Annotated in this window: 22 protein-coding genes; 4 read left to right on the top strand and 18 right to left on the bottom strand. The window is 59.9% G+C overall.

Going from position 1 to position 17,951, the window contains the following annotated elements; translation table 11 throughout:
* Positions 1–39 precede the first annotated feature (39 nt).
* The 3 genes from ACJ8J1_RS11245 to ACJ8J1_RS11235 are packed head-to-tail and all read right to left on the bottom strand — an operon-like array spanning position 40 to position 2,511.
* On the bottom strand, positions 40–918 hold the full coding sequence (locus tag ACJ8J1_RS11245) for a metal ABC transporter substrate-binding protein (protein ID WP_033642106.1): 879 nt from the start codon (positions 916–918) through the stop codon (positions 40–42).
* 25 nt (positions 919–943) lie between these two features.
* A complete protein-coding gene (locus ACJ8J1_RS11240; RefSeq protein WP_033642105.1) occupies positions 944–1,801 on the bottom strand; it encodes a metal ABC transporter permease in 858 nt (285 codons plus the stop codon).
* Entirely contained in the window at positions 1,798–2,511 is a 714-nt protein-coding gene (locus ACJ8J1_RS11235) for a metal ABC transporter ATP-binding protein (protein WP_033642104.1), read from the bottom strand. The genes ACJ8J1_RS11240 and ACJ8J1_RS11235 overlap by 4 nt, the downstream gene beginning before the upstream one ends.
* Before the next feature lie 406 nt (positions 2,512–2,917).
* On the opposite strand from ACJ8J1_RS11235, the gene ACJ8J1_RS11230 reads away from it, so the two are divergent.
* From ACJ8J1_RS11230 to ACJ8J1_RS11220, 3 genes are all read left to right on the top strand, one after another.
* Entirely contained in the window at positions 2,918–3,271 is a 354-nt protein-coding gene (locus ACJ8J1_RS11230; RefSeq protein ID WP_033642103.1) for a hypothetical protein, read from the top strand.
* A 159-nt stretch (positions 3,272–3,430) separates the two neighbouring features.
* The gene (tomB, locus tag ACJ8J1_RS11225) at positions 3,431–3,799 is read left to right on the top strand and encodes an Hha toxicity modulator TomB (protein WP_004940312.1); all 369 of its coding nucleotides are present in this window, start codon (positions 3,431–3,433) and stop codon (positions 3,797–3,799) included.
* A gap of 50 nt (positions 3,800–3,849) precedes the next feature.
* A complete protein-coding gene (locus ACJ8J1_RS11220) occupies positions 3,850–4,053 on the top strand; it encodes an HHA domain-containing protein (RefSeq protein ID WP_004940313.1) in 204 nt (67 codons plus the stop codon).
* A 281-nt stretch (positions 4,054–4,334) separates the two neighbouring features.
* Here ACJ8J1_RS11220 and ACJ8J1_RS11215 read toward each other — a convergent pair whose 3' ends face one another.
* Both ACJ8J1_RS11215 and gbpA read right to left on the bottom strand, forming a co-directional pair.
* The gene (locus ACJ8J1_RS11215) at positions 4,335–4,853 is read right to left on the bottom strand and encodes a cytochrome b (RefSeq protein WP_033651103.1); all 519 of its coding nucleotides are present in this window, start codon (positions 4,851–4,853) and stop codon (positions 4,335–4,337) included.
* A gap of 52 nt (positions 4,854–4,905) precedes the next feature.
* Positions 4,906–6,333 (bottom strand): N-acetylglucosamine-binding protein GbpA, encoded by a 1,428-nt coding sequence (gene gbpA / locus ACJ8J1_RS11210; protein WP_046688371.1) that lies wholly within the window; start codon positions 6,331–6,333, stop codon positions 4,906–4,908.
* A gap of 257 nt (positions 6,334–6,590) precedes the next feature.
* Here gbpA and gspS point away from each other — a divergent pair, with 257 nt between their 5' ends.
* Positions 6,591–6,953 (top strand): type II secretion system pilot lipoprotein GspS, encoded by a 363-nt coding sequence (gspS, locus tag ACJ8J1_RS11205; RefSeq protein ID WP_103682128.1) that lies wholly within the window; start codon positions 6,591–6,593, stop codon positions 6,951–6,953.
* On the opposite strand, the gene ACJ8J1_RS11200 is transcribed toward gspS, so the two are convergent.
* The 13 genes from ACJ8J1_RS11200 to ACJ8J1_RS11140 all read right to left on the bottom strand — a co-directional run bounded on the left by ACJ8J1_RS11200 (position 6,950) and on the right by ACJ8J1_RS11140 (position 17,876).
* On the bottom strand, positions 6,950–7,765 hold the full coding sequence (locus ACJ8J1_RS11200) for a prepilin peptidase (RefSeq protein WP_103682129.1): 816 nt from the start codon (positions 7,763–7,765) through the stop codon (positions 6,950–6,952). The two genes, gspS and ACJ8J1_RS11200, sit on opposite strands and share 4 nt — an antisense overlap.
* On the bottom strand, positions 7,750–8,244 hold the full coding sequence (gene gspM / locus ACJ8J1_RS11195; RefSeq protein WP_046688369.1) for a type II secretion system protein GspM: 495 nt from the start codon (positions 8,242–8,244) through the stop codon (positions 7,750–7,752). The genes ACJ8J1_RS11200 and gspM overlap by 16 nt, the downstream gene beginning before the upstream one ends.
* A complete protein-coding gene (gene gspL / locus ACJ8J1_RS11190) occupies positions 8,241–9,374 on the bottom strand; it encodes a type II secretion system protein GspL (RefSeq protein ID WP_060659861.1) in 1,134 nt (377 codons plus the stop codon). Before gspL ends, gspM begins: the two co-directional genes overlap by 4 nt.
* A 3-nt stretch (positions 9,375–9,377) precedes the next feature.
* The gene (gene gspK / locus ACJ8J1_RS11185; RefSeq protein WP_103101565.1) at positions 9,378–10,280 is read right to left on the bottom strand and encodes a type II secretion system minor pseudopilin GspK; all 903 of its coding nucleotides are present in this window, start codon (positions 10,278–10,280) and stop codon (positions 9,378–9,380) included.
* A complete protein-coding gene (gene gspJ, locus ACJ8J1_RS11180) occupies positions 10,277–10,891 on the bottom strand; it encodes a type II secretion system minor pseudopilin GspJ (protein ID WP_042783795.1) in 615 nt (204 codons plus the stop codon). Before gspJ ends, gspK begins: the two co-directional genes overlap by 4 nt.
* On the bottom strand, positions 10,888–11,253 hold the full coding sequence (gene gspI, locus ACJ8J1_RS11175) for a type II secretion system minor pseudopilin GspI (protein WP_072022489.1): 366 nt from the start codon (positions 11,251–11,253) through the stop codon (positions 10,888–10,890). The genes gspJ and gspI overlap by 4 nt, the downstream gene beginning before the upstream one ends.
* The gene (locus ACJ8J1_RS11170) at positions 11,147–11,722 is read right to left on the bottom strand and encodes a prepilin-type N-terminal cleavage/methylation domain-containing protein (RefSeq protein ID WP_069100187.1); all 576 of its coding nucleotides are present in this window, start codon (positions 11,720–11,722) and stop codon (positions 11,147–11,149) included. The genes gspI and ACJ8J1_RS11170 overlap by 107 nt, the downstream gene beginning before the upstream one ends.
* Positions 11,719–12,147 (bottom strand): type II secretion system major pseudopilin GspG, encoded by a 429-nt coding sequence (gene gspG, locus ACJ8J1_RS11165; protein ID WP_033644207.1) that lies wholly within the window; start codon positions 12,145–12,147, stop codon positions 11,719–11,721. Before gspG ends, ACJ8J1_RS11170 begins: the two co-directional genes overlap by 4 nt.
* Positions 12,148–12,188: 41 nt before the next feature.
* Positions 12,189–13,400: a type II secretion system inner membrane protein GspF gene (gene gspF, locus ACJ8J1_RS11160; protein ID WP_103682160.1), complete on the bottom strand. Its 1,212-nt coding sequence runs from the start codon at positions 13,398–13,400 to the stop codon at positions 12,189–12,191.
* Positions 13,390–14,886 carry a type II secretion system ATPase GspE gene (gene gspE / locus ACJ8J1_RS11155; RefSeq protein WP_046688364.1) on the bottom strand — a complete coding sequence of 499 codons (1,497 nt, stop codon included), beginning with the start codon at positions 14,884–14,886 and terminating at the stop codon, positions 13,390–13,392. Before gspE ends, gspF begins: the two co-directional genes overlap by 11 nt.
* Complete coding sequence (gene gspD, locus ACJ8J1_RS11150) at positions 14,883–16,772, bottom strand: type II secretion system secretin GspD (RefSeq protein WP_060660846.1); 1,890 nt, start codon at positions 16,770–16,772, stop codon at positions 14,883–14,885. Before gspD ends, gspE begins: the two co-directional genes overlap by 4 nt.
* A 126-nt stretch (positions 16,773–16,898) precedes the next feature.
* Positions 16,899–17,402 (bottom strand): type II secretion system protein N, encoded by a 504-nt coding sequence (locus tag ACJ8J1_RS11145; RefSeq protein WP_042783791.1) that lies wholly within the window; start codon positions 17,400–17,402, stop codon positions 16,899–16,901.
* Positions 17,403–17,432: 30 nt separating this feature from the next.
* Entirely contained in the window at positions 17,433–17,876 is a 444-nt protein-coding gene (locus ACJ8J1_RS11140; RefSeq protein WP_226772955.1) for a winged helix-turn-helix domain-containing protein, read from the bottom strand.
* Positions 17,877–17,951: the final 75 nt, after the last annotated feature.

Here is a 17,951-nt window from a genome sequence, read left to right as displayed (position 1 = left end):
TGCCTACAAGCTGCCCCCGCCGGCAAGCGGGGGCGGAGATTACTTCATGCTGCTCAGCAGCGCGTCGACATTGTGCTTGAACGCCTGCTCATAGGTGGCCGCCGGGCCGCCCACGCGCGAGAGCGCTTCAGGGTACAGCTCGCCGCCCGCCTTGGCGCCGGTGGCGGCGGCAATCTGTTTCACCAGCCGCGGATCGGTCTGGTTTTCGATAAAGTAAGCGTTAACTTTTTCCTGTTTGATTTGTTTGATCAGGCCGGCCACATCGCTGGCGCTGGCTTCGGCCTCGGTGGAAAATCCGACCGGCGCAAGGAAGGTGACGCCATACTCTTGCCCAAAGTAACCAAAGGCATCATGGCTGGTGAGCACCTTACGTTTCTGCGGCGGCACAGCGGCGAACTGGGTTTTGGCCCACAGATCCAGCTTTTGCAACTGCTGAATGTATTCGGCGCCGCGCTGGCGAAAATAGTTGGCATCCTCGGGATCGGCGGCGATCAGGGCGTTCATCACGTTGGTGGCGTACTGCACGCCGTTTTTCATGCTGTTCCAGGCGTGGGGATCGGTAATCGGTTTGCCGTCCTCCTCCATCTGGCGGGTGTTGATCCCCTGTGAAGCGGTGATCACCTGCCCTTTATAACCCGAAGCGCTGACCAGGCGATCGATCCACCCTTCCAGCCCCAGGCCGCTGACGAACACCACATCAGCCTGAGCCAGCTTCTTGCCGTCCTGCGGCGAAGGCTCGAAACTGTGCGGATCGCCATCCGGCCCCACCAGCGTGCTGACCTTGACGTGATCGCCCCCCACCTGTTTAACGATATCTCCCAGAATGGAAAAGCTGGCGACGGCGTCGACGGTCTTCGCCATCGCCAATGGGCTGGCCAGCAGAGCAGCGACCGCCAGCGATATAGGTAAACGTTTCATATTTTCTCCTTGCAAATGGCACTTCTCAACGGCGCGCAAAGGCGTAAATGCCTCCACGCGTTCCAAACAGGATCGAGACAAAGAAGATGACGCTGGCGCTGAGAACGATCGCCGGACCGGCAGGCAGCGAAGCGTAGTAGGACCACACCAGCCCAGTCAGGCTGGACAGCGCGCCGATGCCCATCGCCACCGCCAGCGTCTGCGGCAGATTGCGCGCCCAGAAGCGTGCGCTGGCGGCGGGCAGCATCATCAGCCCCACCGACATCAGGGTGCCGAGGATCTGGAACCCCGCCACCAGATTGACCACCACCAGCGCCAAAAACAGGCCGTGGATCAGCGCCAACCGGCGCGGCGCGTTAACGCGCAGGAAAGTGACGTCGAAGGACTCGATTACCAACGCGCGGTACAGCGCCGCCAGCGCCAGCAGCGACACCGTGGCGATCGCACCGACCATCAGCATCGCCTGCGCATCCACCGCCAGAATCGAACCGAACAGCACGTGCAGCAGATCCACGCTGGAACCGCGCAGCGAGACCAACGTGACCCCGAGCGCCAGCGACCCCAGATAGAATCCGGCGAAGCTGGCGTCCTCTTTTAACGGCGTGCGGCGGCTCACCAGGCCGGACAACATCGCCACCGCCAGCCCGGCGATAAAGCCGCCCACGCCCATGGCCACCAGCGACATGCCGGAAATCAGATAACCGATTGCCGCGCCGGGCAACACCGCGTGGGACAATGCATCCCCCACCAGGCTCATGCGGCGCAGCAACAGAAACACCCCCAGCGGGGCGGCGCTGAGCGACAGCGCCAGACACGCCATCAATGCGCGACGCATAAAACCGAAAGAGAGAAAAGGGTCGATAAGCCCATGCAACAGCATCATGGCGCCACCACCCGCAGGCTCGGCTGCCGTTCGGCGGCGAGATACCGCGGCACCTGTTCCAGCACGCGCTCGGCCGCGCCCCAATGACACGCCTGCGGGGTCAGCAACAGCACCTGCGGAAAATGCTCGGCGACCATCGACATGTCATGCAGGACGGCGATCACCGTTCTCCCCTGCTGGTGCAGCTGCGCGATCACCTGCAGCAGGATCTGCGTAGTGGCGCTGTCGATGCCGGTGAAGGGTTCATCCAGCAGGATCAACGGCGCCTGTTGGACCAGCAGGCGCGCAAACAGCACCCGCTGCAGCTGGCCGCCGGAGAGCTCGCCCACCGGACTGTGCGCCAGCGCGCTCATGCCGACGCTCGCCAGCGCCTCATTAACCTGGCTCGCCGCACGCTGATTCATACCGCCGAACATGCCGCTTTGCGGCCAACATCCCATCGCCACCAGATCGCTCACCGCGATCGGGAATTGCCGATCCAGCTCCGCCTGCTGCGGTAAATAAGCCTTGCGCGGCGGCTTTTCACCGCTAAAGTCCAGGCGACCCGCCAAGGGCGGCAACAAACCGGCGAGCGTTTTCAGCAACGTCGATTTCCCTGCCCCGTTGACGCCCACCACCGCGGTTAACGAACCGGCGCTAAACTGCCCGCTCAGCGGCGGGAAAAGCGGCGTGGCGCCATAGCCTATCGCCAGCTGACGTAATGAAATCATGGCAGCGACACCGCCCAAAAAATGCCGAGCCACAGCAGAGTCAACAAAACGATAGCGCCCACACAGCGCACGGCCGCGGAGGTGGTGAACAACGAATTCAGTGACGACGCGGCGTCATTTTGCGAAGTGGGAATCAAGGGAATAACCAAAGCAGCAGATTTATAGTTACAATATAACATCACAATTAATGGTATGTCTCAAGCGTTGCCGGACTCATTAATGCAACGGAACGTAACAGCTCGTCGCGCAGCAGGTCCCCCCCTCGCCCCCTTATCAAACTCAGGGATATTCCCGTTCGACGCAAATGTTGGCGGAAGGTAAAAAAACAGCGGTAAATCGAAAAATTTACCGGCGCGAGTGGAAAAGGAGTAAGATGAGCAGATAACATTGTTGTTGGCCGAGATTAATGCTTGTTACCCTTGCCTGTAACCAGGACGTCAACGCACTTTCTGTTAAAAAATTAAAGAAAGTGATTAATGACAATATTGCGGAGTTAGTGCCGTCGCTGACCAGCGGACTCAGTTTTTATTCTGAAAGCGCACGCTATGCCGAAGATTCATTAGAAATACTTGATATAGTGCAACAAGGTGACAGCGATTATTCAATGAGTTATCGCTATAAGTGGGGCATTTTTAATGCTTGCCTGGATATCAACAGCGAAGACACGATCAGCGATAGCGTCCGGTTCCGTGTGGCGCAACGGGGTTTAATCTTCGACATCATTGATAACTCACGCCCATCAACCGCGGATGAATTGTAAGTTTACGTAATAACTGCAGGCCAAACGCGAAAAAATGATTTATATTCATTTTACGGGAAGTTTATTTAACCACCGTTAAGCTGCCTCCGTTCATGATGTAAATCAGCTTACTCACATAGTGTTATCAACACCGCCATTAAGACTTACGGAGGGGATGATATGGATGAGTATTCGCCTAAGCGACACGACATTGCTCAACTCAAATTCTTGTGCGAAAATTTGTATGATGAAGGTATCGCCACCCTGGGAGACAGCCACCACGGGTGGGTCAACGATCCGACATCCTCCGTCAACCTTCAGCTTAATGAGTTGATCGAACATATCGCTTCGTTTGTGATGAGTTATAAAATTAAATACATGGACGAATCCGATTTGTCGGAGTTAGTCGAGGAATATCTCGACGATACCTATACGCTGTTCAGCAGCTACGGTATCAATGATTCCGACCTGCGCCGCTGGCAAAAAACCAAGGCGAGATTATTCAGAATGTTCTCAGGAGAGGACATCTGTACGACAATGAAAACTTAGGGGATAATTATTCCCGAGCTATTTTACGGTTATTAAACTAAAAGGCCACCATGACTAAAACCGACTATCTGATGCGTTTACGTAAATGCACCACGATTGATACTCTCGAACGTGTTATTGAAAAAAATAAGTACGAGCTTTCCGATGATGAACTGGAGCTGTTTTACTCAGCCGCCGATCATCGTTTGGCGGAGCTGACCATGAACAAGCTGTATGACAAAATCCCCACCTCCGTTTGGAAATATGTCAGATAATCAGCCCCCAACGCGTTGAGCCGATGCTTTTATCGGCTTCAATGTTCAAGTTGAATAGGTCATTTTCCTATTGACAACGAAATGTTAATTACACTCATCTTTGCCGTTAATAATAAATAGCAACAATTCTCGGTTAATGCCCGGGGTATTACGCCTTAACGCTATTCACGCGTGAAGACGCTCGCCTCACATTGCCTGTGTGGTGCACATCGCGGCGAATATCCCTGAGGCCATCGCTGCCACGCCGCCGCGCCGGGCGGCGTGATCCATCACCGCCAGGCTCAGAGCATGCGGCGCAAAATCGCCCGCCGGGCGAAACAGTGATGCTTAATCACCGCCGCGATGTGCAGCACAATCATGGCCGACAGCGCGATGCATGAATAACGGTGCACGGCGAAAAAGAAACGATTAACCTCAAGATTCGCAATCGGACGGGGGAAATCGATCGCGCCGAAAACCGCAAAGCCGTGCTCCAGCATGAGAAATCCGCTCAGCAACACCACGAAAATCAGCAGGTAGAATATTTCGTGCAGCAAATGCACCAACCCCTTCTCGCGCCCTTGCAGCATATCGCCATAAGGCACTTTAGGCCGGAAAAAACGCCAGATAAAGCGCGCCGCCATCAGCGGTGTCAGCACCAAGGCCAACGACATATTGGTCACGGAGAAAAAGGCGAAGATGCGCGCATCCGTCATAAAATGCAGTGAATAACCCACGATCATGACGTAGATCATCACGGCGGCAATGCCCCAATGCAGTAACCGACTGAAAAGATCGTAACGGGCAGGTTCGTGTGACATAAAGCTCCTTTAAAAGCGGCCATCATTGGCCGCTTGACTATCCGATGCGCACTTACTTTTTCACGACCCAGGCGTCCTGCCAGTTGGATCCCACGCCCGGCTCAAACTGAGTCGCGCCGCTGTTCCACTGCATGCAGTAACCGCTGTAAGGGAAAGGTTTGCACTGATAAACCTTGCCGTCTTTCGGTTGCAGCACCGTGGTGCCGGCGGTGTATTTACTCAGCGCGTTCGGGAAGACGAAGTTGTAGTCGCCATTGCCGCCACCGCCGGTGGATTCAGCTTCCAGATTGAAGTTTTCGATATCCGGCTGAATGCTCTGCCCATTGTCGTTGCTGGCGATCACTTTCAGCATGTGATGGCCCTCGCTGACGTTGTTCAGCGCGACGGTCAGCGGCTGGCTGGCGTCTTCCAGCGTCTCTTTCACGTAGCCTTTTTCCGTCTGGCCGTGATCGTAAACGCGCGCTTCAACGGTCAATTTGCCTTTAACCTCGGCATTGAAGGTCAGCTGAGCTTTACCGTCCTTGATCTTGGTGCTGGACAGGTTGCCGATGCGGATCTCTTCGGTGATAGTCGGCGTTTCTTCCTCATAGGAGATCACCACGCTCTTCATCGTGCTGCCTTGTTTGGCAAAGACCGCATTATTGCCAAACACCGGATTGACGTTGCCTTTACCGTCTTTCACCCCGGCACGCACCGCTTTCTGTTCGGCGTTGATCTTGCTGGCCAACGCGTGGCTCCAGCGGTTTTTGTCGGTCAGCGCCTCACTGTCAATCGCCAGCTCGGTTTTCATCGTCAGCACTTCACCGTCCGCATCAAAGAAACGGGCGATCACCTTGTCGCCAACCTGCAGGTTTTTGCCGGTGAGAGAGCCTTGCAGCTGCTTGCGCCATTCGGACACGACGCCGTCGTCCTCGAAGTTGACGTCAACCACCTGATAGAAGCTGTTCACCGTGTCATTGATTTCCCACACGCCATAAATCACCTGATAGCCGGTTCTCTCCGGCACCACGCACTGGTGCACTTCGCGATCTTTTGGCGCCTGAGCATGGCCATCGACTTCACAGAACGGCTCTTTTTCGAAAGCCTCGCGCGACAGCGGCTTATTCACGTCCCAGTCTTGTTTGGTGATGTAATAACGCCAGTTATTGGTTTTGTGCTTGGCGGTGTGGTACCAGGTGAACGTCTGCGGTCCCGGTTTCATGGTGTTCAACGCCCAGACGTTGACGCCCTGACGATCCAGCGGCTCGAAACCGCCCACCCCGCCGCTGGCCAGCTGGCCGTCGCGCGGCGTCGCGCCGCCAGGGAAGCCGGAAACCTGCTCGACGCTCTGCGGTTCCCACTGCGCTCGGCCGCAGTCGGTGTTGCTGCCCAGCTTGCACTTGTAGGCGCGGCTCTCGGGCACTTCGATATAACCGTGCGACCAGGCGGCCGAGGAGGCAGTGAGCGCTGCCATCATCAGGGCGATTTTGGATAATTTCATTACGACTCCAGTTAAATTTATTGGATTCCAACTGAGTGAGAAGAAACTCAAAGAGATGCGGCGATACCGCGAGAGGAATAATAAGTAGAAGCCCTGAACGCCCGGCACTTAGAATGCATTAAAATAATAAAACCTAATGCCGTCAGAATATTAAACCGCATGATAAAGGGTTAAAATATTCCTGACCTCGTAAAGCGCCGCCATGCGGCGCAAGAAAATACCGACACCGCGCCAATTAATTCCACAGGGAAAATAACGTGACATTGAAAAACATCGCCACGGCGTTCATGGCATGCCTGCTGTTATCCGGCTGTCAGCACGCCGCCAAATCGGTCCCTGACGCCGCCATCCAGCGCGACCAGCTGTCATCGCTGGTCGGCGCCGGCCAGTTTCTGAGAGAACGCTGCAACCGCGCCGATATCCCGGCCAACGACCCACTCGCGGCGGCGGCGTTGCAGGCGGCGGAGAGAAAAGGCTGGGCGCCGGCACTTAATCGCACCCAGTTGCTTGATGCAGGCAAAAACGTCGCCGCGCAGCTGGAGGCCGACGCCACGCCGTTGCAAGAGAAGTGCAGCGGACTCAACCGAACGCTGGCGCCGTTTTTAGCCCAGCTCCGTTAACCCGCCAGCGGTAGCGCAAGCCACTGGCAGGCTACCGCGCCGGCGCCCGCCGCCGCCAAACCCGGGCCAAAAGGCAGGGGCTGCGCCCCATCGCCGCCGCGCCACACCCGCAGCAGCAGCCACAGCAGGCTGCCGGTGGCGGCAAACAGCAGAATCGACGGCAAAACGGCATAGCCGCCCCAGGCGCCGAGCGCCGCCAGCAGTTTAAAATCGCCGTATCCCAGCCCCTCGCGGCCGGTCGCGAGACGAAATCCCCAATACAGCAGCCACAGCGTCAAATACCCCGCCAGCGCGCCGATGACCGCCGTCGGCAAAAATGCCGGGTGCGCCAGGCAATGCCACAACAGCCCGGCCCACAGCAGCGACAACGTCAGGCAATCCGGCAACAGCTGACGCTCGCTGTCGATCGCCGCCAAGGCCAGCAGCAATGCAGCAAACGCCAACATGAAAAACCAATCCACACCGATGCCGACGCGCCAGGCCAGCGTTATTCCCATTAGCATCAGCAATAGCTCCACCAGTGGATAACGGATGGAAATAGGCGTGCGACAATAACGACAGCGACCGCGCAACAGCAGCCAACTTAATAAAGGAATATTATCGAGCGCCGGTATTTTCATTGTGCAACACGGGCAGAATGAACGCGGCAAAAAGAGATTAAATCGTTCGGCCTGCGCCATTTCCATTTCGCGCTCAAGCATGACAGGCAGCCGATAAACGACCACATTGATAAAACTGCCGATGCACAGGCTCAACACGGCGCTAAATAGCAGCCAGTGTTCATCGGCCACTGCGTTTATTGCGGATAGCATGGCTCTCTGGATCCTCTATTGTCGTCGCGTGGGTGACATCCCGGTTGCGCCGTTACCCGCAGTTGGCTGATTTGCACCACGCCCGGCGCCTGCCCCGCACGTTCTGCGGCGAGTGAGAGCACGCGGATCCCGTGCTCGCGTTGCAGGGCGGCCAGCCACGGCAACAGGCGTTCAAATGGCACGGGAGGCAGCGTGACCCGCACATCCGCTTCACTTTCCGTCAGTTCGGCGATGGCGATGCGATATGCCAGCGCACTCTGTCGCAGTCGCTCCGGCAGTTGCTCGCGCGCGGCGGCGCTCTGCGGCAAACGCGCCTGCAATTGTTGGATGACGCGCGCCTGCTCCCGCAGCGCCGCCAGCCGTTGTGCGTTTTTTTGCGCCTGTGAAAATTGATACAGGCAGTAGCCGCAGGCCATCAGCATCAACAGGCTTAACAGCACTGCCCGCCGCAGCGCCTTATCGCGCCAACCGATGTTCATCGCTCACCTCTCACCGTCAGGATCGCCTGGTTAGGCGCGCTTCCCTCGCTGAACGTCATGCTGACGCCACCGTCGTTGACCGGCGCCGGCAGCGGCGCGTCGTTTCTGTTTACCGTCACCACCAAACGATCGTCGGCAGCGTCGAAAGCCAGCGCCTGCAACTGCGGAGGTTCCCAGACAGCAAGCGCCTCGGCCGCGTAGGGCAACAGCCTGAACAGCTGCGGCGCATTCAGGGTGTCTTGCATACGCCGTGCCCACGTTTGCGCCGCCCGTTCGGCGAACGCCGGCGCTGTCTCGCCACTCGGCAGCAGGCGCTGAGTCAGCGCCGTTATCTGGCTTTCGCTCTGTCTGGCCTTCAATTGGTGATGCAAGCCCCCCACCAGCAGCGAACCGCTGAGCAGCAGCATCGCGCAGGCGGTCTTATCGGGCAGACGGCGCGGCCAGCGCACGCCCGGTTTGAAACGCCCCTGCAACAGCGTGGATGTGCTGTTCCAGGCCTCTTCCGCCAATCGCCACAGCGGATCCTCATCGATACGCGCCGTTTCCCAGCCCGCCGGCACCTCTCCGCCACTGTGCAGACACCAATCCGGCGTCGGCCACGGGACGCTGTCCCCCCAGGCATCGGGCAACTGCATGCCCTGCATGCCCCCCGTTCGGAGCAGCCAGTGTCCGCGCCAGCGCAGTGCGCTGCATTGGTTCGGCAACGGCAACGCCAGCACGTCGGGCAGCAGGGCATCGACGCGAATGCCGCAGGCGTTGAGGCTATCAACCCACCCTTGCATCTGCGCCAGCGCAACGCCGGCGATAGTGAAATCACGCTGCACCTTGCCCAGCACCGCCCAATGCATCTGCTCGACATCGGTCAACAACCCGGTCTCATGGGAGTACGCCAGCGCCAGCGGCGTCGCCTGCCGGGCCTTGCCCTGGAATGTCGTTTGTCTCAGCACCACATGACGGGCAGGCACCAGCACCACGACCCGGCTGCCCTGCGCCATGGCCGCCAACTCACTACCGCCTTCGGCCAGATCGAGGCGGGCGGCAAAGCGGCAGCGCGTCTCGCCGACGCGGCCCCAGCGCACATCGGCCATCGCATCATCGTCCAGCGCGATAAGCAGGATGGTGTTCGCCATCGTTTACCCTTCCCCTCTGTCGAACCGACGTCCGCTGACCGTGACGCCTGACGGGCCCGGCTGCAACGCGCTGACCAGCCGATAGCGCCCGTCGTTCAGCCTAAGCTGCAGCTGCGCAATCCAGCGGTTATCGTCGAAAATAAGTCGCTCGCCAAGGCCATCCTCGCCCAGCGCCTGCAGCGCTTTTTCCTGCGACAAAAACGCCAGCGTCTGCCAGCCCTGCGGCGGACGGGCCGCCAGCAGCGCCAGCAGCCGCTCATCGCTCAGCGCGTTCATCAACATCGCCCGCAGCAGCGGCAGCTGAGCGTCGTTCACGGCGTCCGGATTGAGGCGCAGCTCGGCATCCGGCGCCGCACAAAGCAGCGGCGCAAGACGCAGATAAAGCTCGCGGTCGATGCCGGCCAGCTCCCGCAGCTCGCTGACATCCCCCATCAGATATCCTTCGCCATAGGCTCTGGCGACGATCGCATCGGCAATCGCGCCCGCCTGGGCAGCGGCGATCCCCTGATTGTTCAATAGCAGCATGAATATTCGCCTCTCCTTATTGGGGGGGCCCCCCTCGCTATCGCCGACATCCGCCGGGCCGGCGACGCGGATCAGGGCGTTGAGGTTGAAACAGGCGTCAACGCGGCGCAGACGTATCGCCACTTCCCCCTCTTCGGTGCGCATGCTGAAGGTCACCCCTGATGCCCCCCACGCCTTCCGCTGCTCTCCCGCCTGCTGCAGCCGCTGCCGGGCGTAGCTCTCGCCGCCCAGCAGCAACCATTTCGCCCTCAGTCGATCCTGCTGAGACTGGGTGCGCACCAGCGAACGCTGCCAGTTATCGTTGATATTGACCGCCACGATCGCCATCAGCGACATCATCAGCAACACCATCAACAGCGCCATACCGCGTTGTTTATTCATAGTGGCCTCGCAGCGGGCAACGTGACGATGCGCCGGACTTCCCCCAGCGCGGGGGTGTCGATGGCGATTTCCACCGCCTGCGGCAGCAGCCCGCCGGCGCGCCAGGCCGTCAACCATTCGCCCTGCCGGTAAAAACGCAATTGGAACCGCGTCACCTCAGACAGCAGCAGCACGCTGCGCGCCGCCGCCTGCGGGCTGCTCAAATTCGGGTAACTGAGGCGTTCGAGCCGCCCCTGCCGGTAGCGATACGCCACCCGCTCCTGCGTGGCTCGCGGCAATCGGGCCTGGGGGTTCGGCCAGCCGTTTCGGATCAGCAACAGCTGAAAATCGCCGCCTTCCTCTCCCGCCGTCTGCAGCACCGCAAACTCCGGCGCCGCCGGCCAGCGTTTATCGCCGGTCGGCGCGCGCGCCTGCGCCTGCGTCAAATCGCGCTCGACGATCGCCAGCGCCCGTTGCAGCTGGGTCAACTGCGTCGATTTGCGCTGGGTGATTTCGTCGTTTTTCAGCACGCCTCTGAAGACCGTCAATGCGGTGAGCGACAGCATGGCGAACAGGGCGATGGCCAACAGCATTTCCACCAGCGTAAAACCCCGTTGCAAAGCGCGCTTCACAACAACGCCCTGTAGGTGAGCATCTCCACCAGCGCATTGCGATCCTGCGGGTCGCGCCTGACTTCAATCGCGATCGCCCGCATCCCGGCGTCGCTGGTCTCCCGCCCGCGATAGCGCCAGTGCCAGGTTTCACCGGCCATTACCGTGGTGCCCGAATGCCAGGCGAGCGTCGGTGGGCGGGGCTCGAGCTGCAGCAGCGTCAGCTGGTTGTCCGCCACCCACAGCGCCACGGTCTTGGCTTCGATCGCGCTCAGGCTACGCACCTGGCCGCCGGTGCTGTTGATCAGCGCCAGACAGCCGATGGCGAAGATCATCATGGCCACCATCACTTCCAGCAGCGTCATGCCCTGCTGGCGTCTCATTTTCCGCGTCATCGCAACGAATGTCCGTCGTTTCAAATACAAAGTAACCGGGCGCCTGCAATCGCCACAGACACTTGCCCTGGGATAGCTCCACGCTGAACGCCGTGGTTTCGCCCCCCGGATACAGCCACACCTGTGGCAGCGCCGCCTCTGCGGCGAGCGCGACGGTTTGCCCTTCAACGCTCAGCCGCAGCGCGACGCCGTCCGGCAGAGCGTACTGCTCCCGGCTCTCCCGCCCCGCTTCGGCGACGCTGCGCCAACCGCCGTCATCGAACGCCACGCCATACCTCACCCCTTCGCGCTCGGCCCGCTCGGCGAGGGCATTCAGCCAATGGCTCAATCGCTCTCCCTGCTGCGCCAACGGCTTCTCATCCGCCGGAAAACTCAGCATCACCAGGCCGCTAGTCACCCCCAGCAGCAGCAATACCAACATGGTCTCCAGCAGCGTAAAACCGCGTATGCGCCTCATGGCGCGTCGGCCACCCAGTTACCGATGTCATCATCGGTATCGGCGACACCGTCCGGCCCCAGCGTGAACACATCCAGCTTGCCATGGCGCCCCGGGTTGCGCAGACGATACGCTTGCCCCCAGGGGTCTTGCGGCAAGCGGCGGATATAACCGTCTTCGGGATAATTCCTTGGGATCGGTGCCAGCGTCGGCCGGGTCACCAGCGCCGCCAGCCCCTGCTCCGCGCTGGGATAACGGCCGTTATCCAGCTTGTACATATCCAGCGCGTTCTCCAGCGCGACGATATCGCTGGCGGCCTTTTGCCGATCGGCCTTCTCCTTGTTACCCATCAGGCTTGGGATGGTCAGGCTGGCCAACAGCCCCAGAATGACGATCACCACCATGATTTCCAGCAGCGTGAACCCACGCTGCCGGGACCTGCGCATATTGCTGATATGACTCACTTTACTCTCCATTAATGGCATGATTAGCCGACCATATTATTGAGCTGCAATATCGGCTGCAGGATGGCCAGAATGATAAACAGCACCGAACCGGCCATCGCGATCACCAATAAAGGCTCAAACAGCCCCAGCGCCAGCGTGATTTGCCGGCTGAAGGCCTCCTGCTGCATCGCCGCCGCCCGTTCGAGCATCATGTCCAGTTCGCCGCTGCGCTCGCCGGACATGATCATGTGTCGCATCATCGGCGAGAACAGCGCGGTGCCTTCAAGCGACGGCGACAATCCTTCCCCCTCTCGCACCCGCTCCATCGCCGCCAGCAGGCGCTCACGGGCAGCCTCGTTACCCAACACGCCGGCGCTGATGCGCATCGCCTCCAGCAACGGCACGGCGCTGGCGTTCAAAATGCTCAGCGTTTTGGCGTAGCGCGCGGTATTCACCGCCAGCGACAGTTTGCCGACCACCGGCAGCCGCAGGATGAACGCATGCCAGCGTGCGCGCCGCGCCGGATCCCGCAGGCGATAACGGAAAGCGCCAAAGCCCGCCAGCGCCGCCATCAACACCGCCGCCCCCCATTGGCGCAATCCGTCGCTGGCGCCAAGCAGCATCCGGGTCGACAGCGGCAAGGTCTGCTTCATATGCACAAACTGTTCGATCACCTTCGGCACCACTGCCGTCAGCAAGATAGCCACCACGCCAATCGCCACCACCGTCAGCACCATCGGGTACACCAACGCCTGCACGATCTTGTTCTTCATGTGCTGGCGCTGTTCGACATAGTCAGCCAGCCGTTCCAGCACCGGCCCCAGATGGCCGGCAATCTCACCGGCCGCCACCATGGCGCAATAGAGACGGTCAAAAATCTGCGGATACTGCCCCAGCGCCTGCGCCAGCGGGAAACCCTCCAGAATGCGCTGCCTCACCTGAGTCAACGCCGCCTGCAGGCCTTTTTTCTCCGTTTGCCGCGCCACCGCCATCAGCGCCTCTTCCAGCGGCAGCGCGGCAGACAGCAGCGTCGCCAGTTGCCGGGTGAGCAGCGCCAGATCGCCGCTGCTCACGCCGCCCATCCAACGGCCGGCGAGCAGGCCGGCAAGAGCGGATCGCCTGCGCGCCTGCACCGCCAGCACCTGCCACCCCTTCTCACGCAGCCGATCGCGGGCCTGGCGCAGAGAATCCGCCTCCAACACGCCACGCCGGGCGCGCCCCTCACGATCGCAGGCGCGATAATCAAACTTCATCGCCATCCCCTTCGCGCGTCACCCGCAACACTTCTTCCAGGCTGGTCTCTCCGGCGCACATTTTGGCGATCCCATCCTGGCGCAGCGGCTGATAGCGCTCCCCGGCCAGCCTGGCGATGTCCAGCTCACCGTCGCTACGGTGGATTGCCCTGCGCATCGGTTCATCCAGCACCAACAGTTCATGCAAACCGATTCGGCCGCGATAGCCCTGCCCGCCGCAGGCCTCGCATCCTATCGGGCGCCAGCAGGTCAGCGCCCGCGTCGACGCCAGCCCCAGTTGGCGCCGCTGCGCGTCAGGCAGCGCATAAGGCTCGCGACAGTGCGGACAAAGCCGGCGCACCAGGCGCTGCGCCAACACGCCGCTCAGCGAGCTGGAAAGCAAAAACGGTTCAACGCCCATGTCCCGCAGCCGGGTCACGGCGCCGATCGCCGTGTTGGTATGCAGGGTCGACAGCACCAGATGTCCGGTCAATGAGGCCTGCACCGCGATCTGCGCCGTTTCACCGTCGCGGATCTCGCCGATCAACACCACATCGGGATCCTGACGCAGCAGCGCGCGCAGCCCGCGCGCGAAGGTCATGTCCACTTTGGGGTTCACCTGCGTCTGCGCGATGCCGGCCAGTTCATACTCGACGGGATCTTCGATCGTCATGATGTTGCGCTGTTCGTCATTGATCTGGTTCAGCAAGGTATAAAGCGTGGTGCTCTTGCCCGAACCGGTCGGGCCGGTGACCAGAATAATGCCGTGCGGCTGGCGGATCAGGCGCAGCAACGCCTGTTGGTGCGCCGCCGCCATGCCCAGGCTGGGCAGTTCGAGCCGCACGCCCTGTTTATCCAACAGGCGCATGACCACGCGCTCGCCGTGGCTGGCCGGCATCACCGACACCCGCACGTCGATCGCCCGCCCGCCAACCTTCAGCGCCATGCGCCCATCCTGCGGCACGCGCTTCTCGGCGATATCCAGCTTCGACATGACCTTGATGCGCGACACCAGCAGCGCCGCCAACTTGCGCTGCGGCGCCAGAATGCGGCGCAGCGCGCCGTCAATACGAAAACGGATCACCAGCTCGCTCTCGTAGGTTTCGATGTGAATATCGGAGGCGCGCTCTTTGATCGCCTCACTCAGCAAGGCGTTAATCAGGCGGATAATCGGCGCATCGTCCTGTTCGTCCAACAGGTCTTGCTGCTGCGGCAGCTCTTCCGCCAACGCATAGAAATCCAGTTCGCCGCCCAGATCGTCGATCATTTTCTGCGCCTGGCCGCTTTCCCGCTGATAGTGCGCCACCAGCCGTTGTTCAAAGGCCTCCGTGTCCAGCCGGGCCAGCGTCGGCTCACCGGGCAGGCAGCGGTACGCCTCCATCAACGCGGCCTGGCGGGTCTCGGGGTGACAATACAGTTGGATGCCGCTCTGCCCGTCGACGGCCAGCACGCCATGCTGCCGCGCCCAGCCAAAAGGCAGCCGCGGCCCCACAGAACGGGGCTTCACGGGCGCGCTCCGCGCGAATAAAACGCCTCGATACGCGCGACGGTGGCGAGGAACGCCCGATTGTCGATCGCCTTCTTATCGCCGGCGATCTCGCTGCGCAGTGCGTTATTCAGCTCACGATCGTCCTGCTGCTCGGCGTCGAACTTGCCTAACTTGCGCTGGCTCTGCCGGGCATACCCCTCGGAGCTGCGAATGATGGTCGGGCGGATAAACAGCATCAAATTACGCTTGCTCGCTTTGGTGGCGTTCGAGCGAAACAGCGCCCCCACCAGCGGGATCTTGCCCAGGATCGGCACGCTGCTCTCCAGCTCCGAGTTGGACTTGTCCAGCAGCCCGCCCACCACCACGGTCTCACCGCTGTCCACCAGCACCGTATTGTTGACCGTGCGGATATTGAAGGTCGCCCCCAGCGAATCCGGCGTAGCGCCGGCGCTGTCGGCAACGCTGGAGACCTCCTGCTCGATCTGCATCAGCACGGACTGGCCCTGATTGATCTGCGGTTTGACCTTGAGCTTGATGCCCACCGTTTTGCGCGACACGGTATTGAAGACGTTATCGCTGTTGGTGGTTTGCGAACCGGTGAGGATCGGTACATCCTGGCCGACGCTGAACTCCGCCTCGGCGTTATCGAGCGTAACGATGCTCGGCGTAGCCAGGATATTGTTTTGGTTGTTGCTGGCGATGGCGGACAGCAATACGCCCCAGTTGCCGCTGTAGAAACCGGTCATCAGGCCGTTGGCCTTGCCGAACACATCGCTCATGCCGTTTTCGAACCCCGCCGAGATGCCGGGCGCCTGGCCGGCGAACTGCGTGCCGCCGCCGTATTTGTTGGCCCACTGCACGCCGATGTTCAGCCCCTGCCCATCCTGCACCTCGACGATCACCGCTTCGACCAGCACCTGCGCGCGCCGTACATCCAGCTTGGCGACCACCGCCTCCAGATCGCGCATCACGTCCGGCGCGGCGGTGATGATCAGCGCATTGGTCTGCTCATCGGCCTTGATCACCACATTTTTCAACAGCGCCACGTTGGCGGCGGCGCTCTCTTTCTCGTTTTGCAGGCCCGCGCTCACGCCGGTCAGCACCTCGACCAGGCTCTGCGCCTTGGCGTATTTGAGCGGAATGACCTGGGTATTGCCTTGGGTGACACTCTTGTTATCCAACTGCTCAATCAGTTCTTTGGCGTGTTCGCGGGCCCGATCGTCCCCGGCGATCATCACGCTGTTGGTGCGCTCATCCGCCACCAGCCGCAGCGAGCCTGCCCCGGCCATACGCCGTTTACCCTCTTCGCGAAACAGTTCGTTCACCATCCGCGCAATCTCCGGCGCCGCCGCATGCTTCAGCGCGAAGGTCTCAACCTGATTGCCGTCGTCCTGATCCATCTCCCTGACAAGGTCGAGCAGGCCGTTGACTACCCCGGCTCGGCCGGTGATCAACAGCGCATTGCCCTGCTCGTAATGCGCCACGCTGCCCACGCCGATGCTGTCGTTAAGCTGGCGCAAGATCGGCGAAACGTCTTTGGCCGCGATATTGCGCAGCGGCACCACGCGCATCACTACTTCATCCCCTTCAGCAATCGCCTCGCCGCCGCTTTGCGACAGCGCGGCTCTTTTTCCCTCTTTGGCGGCGATCACCTTCAGGACATTGTTGGGCATGCCGATGACCGTATAGCCGTAGACGTCCAGCACATTGAGAAAGAACTGGTAATATTGCTTCTCGTTGAGCTGTTCGTAGCTGCGCACCGTAACCTTACCTTTCACCGCCGGATCGATAATGATGGTCTTGCTCAGGTTTTTACTGACCGTATTGATAAATTCCTGAATGTCCGTGCCTTTGAAATTGGCGGAGAATTGCTCCGCATGCGCCAGGCCCCCCAGGGCAATCATGACGGCCACCGCCGCTAACGCGCGCCATAAACCGGCGCTCCAGCCTGCGCGGGAACGAAAAATAAAATGCGTCATCACAGTATTGCCTTATGCTGTAAAACACCCCACGCCGAAGCGGCGCGCCGGCTACTCTTTAAACGTCAGCGCGGCGTAATAACCGTTTTCATCGAGCAGTATTTTGTTTTTTAATATCCGCACGATAACGGCATTGCTGCCGACCAGCCGATCGCCAACGCCATACCCGGTTTGCTTACCGCCATGTTCCACGATAACCAGGCTTTTTTCGGCGTTATCACTGAACAGCAGACCGGTTATCTTGCCGAGCGCCGCGGCCTCCGGCGCGTTAGCCAGCAGCTCGGCGCCGATCGCCCACTCGCCGACCTTATACCCGCGCGCCTTTTCGCCGCTTTTCGCCGCCTGATAGCGGCCAAACCAGTGTGCGTCGTTAATTTTCTCGATGTCATCTTCCTGGGGAAAGACGCCATGGCGCACTTGCTCACGCCCACTTTCAAGGTGCGGCTCAACGGGTTCGTTATTCACGGTTATCATTCGCCACACCTGAGAAAGCATGAACGTCAAATTAGCCAGGAAGAAAAGTAGAATAAAAAAGTCTATCAACCGCTTGCTCACTGGCCCCCCGGTTATTCAACGGCGCCAACGCTAAGCGGAAATGCCCAACACCATCGCCACGGAAAACAGCAGCGTGATGGCCAGCGCCACTTTATAATTCACGGCGTCCAGCCACGTTCGCCGCTGTTTATTAGCCGCCGGTGCCAAGCATTGCTCCCGCGTATTCGCGCGTTCGCAGGCCTGGAAACTCAGCATCACGCCAAATCGGGGAATGGTTTTGATCACCTCGCCCGGAATACCGTGGCGGGAGAGCAAAGCGCGGCATTGGAATATCATTTGATAATAGTTATTGTCGCTGATGGTCTCATGGTTGCAGAACCAGACTGCGCGAATAATGTCATTTTTCTTATAGATGCCACTCAACAGGCACAGCATGAAACGCCGCTGCAATTCGGTCATTTCGATGAGCACATTCTCTTTTTTAAATAACAGCGTCTTTTCATTGTTGTTTAAGATCACCAACTCATTTTCCAACAGAGTCTCGTTCAGGGCAATGCTATGTATGTCCATCTCTCGCCTATCAGTTTAATGAAGTCCAAAGGCTCCCTG

It is taken from the genome of Serratia sp. CY37869 (assembly GCF_052168895.1).
GTDB classification, from domain to species: Bacteria; Pseudomonadota; Gammaproteobacteria; order Enterobacterales; family Enterobacteriaceae; genus Serratia; species Serratia ureilytica.
Note: the sequence above shows the minus strand (reverse complement) of the source record. Positions and strands in the feature narration are given on the sequence as shown.